Annotated in this window: 1 pseudogene; it reads right to left on the reverse strand. The window is 51.6% G+C overall.

The window, feature by feature from the left end:
• Positions 1-930: pseudogene (locus BRO54_RS18825) on the reverse strand (DDE-type integrase/transposase/recombinase); the annotation flags it as partial.
• Positions 931-1,077: the final 147 nt, after the last annotated feature.

Consider the following 1,077-nt stretch of genomic DNA (forward strand, 5'->3'; position numbering starts at 1 on the left):
AAACATAAAGAACAGGTAATGCCAGCGCCCTTTGACGCGAATATACGTCTCGTCCCCGCAAAACGAACCGGACAGCTCATACGGGAACCGGTCGACAAAGGGCTTGATCCAAAGCGCGACGCTGTTGGCGTAGTTGAGCACCGTCTGATGGGAGATCGAGACGCCATGGATGTCCTTCATGGCGGCGGCGGTCTCCCTCGAGGACATCCCAAAGTTGACGTAGTACGTCAACACGAGCCCCAACACGTGCGGCGACGCAGCCAGCCGGGACAAATCGACCTTCGGCTTGATGGGCGACGAGGAAGCCAACGGGAGAAAGTCAAACAAGAACTCTCGAAACAAATACCGCACCTTGAAGGCTTGAGGATCCTGTTGAAACTGTTGGCGCTCCTTCTTCGTCATCCGGCGAAGGTTGGCCTGGTAAAACGGGCAATCGTTGTTCTTGCACTTATAGATGTTGTATTCTTTGCGTTCCTTGATTTTTTCCAGCGTCTTTTTGCAGTGCGGGCAGCGAAAGACCGCTTGCTTGGTGAACCGATTTCGGTGGTTGAACCGGCACTGGCACACTTTGCATTGGTATTGCCCGTTTCCGCCGTTATTGGCGTACAGGTAAGAAGAGGGAGCCTGGCAGCGAGGGCAGGTCAACGAATCCGGAACACGGTGTTTCGCCTTCGCGCGGCGCTGGATGGGCCGTAAAGGACGTCCGTGCTGGGCTTCGTAGTCCGCCAACAGCTTCCGGTAATCAAGGGTTTCCGGCACATCGATGATCGGAAGGTCATCGACCTGAAGTTTCCGGTACGGCTTTTGGATGGGTTCGTCCAAGTCCTCGAGATTCAAGGATTTTCCCAATATCACACCCATCAAATACACAATGATTTGATATTGGGTCTTGATTATTTCGAGCAAATAGGCTAATAATTGAGGTAACAAAGCTTGTCACTCCTTTGTTTTGGCTGTTGAGTGTGTGGTTACCTCAATGATGGCCGAAAACAACGGGGGTGGCAAGCTTTTTTTCTTCCAACCGTTGAAACTCAAGAGAAAACCGTGAGTGTGGAGGATAAACTTTTGACAATACCA

Source organism: Geobacillus proteiniphilus (genome assembly GCF_001908025.1).
Classification (GTDB): Bacteria; Bacillota; Bacilli; order Bacillales; family Anoxybacillaceae; genus Geobacillus; species Geobacillus proteiniphilus.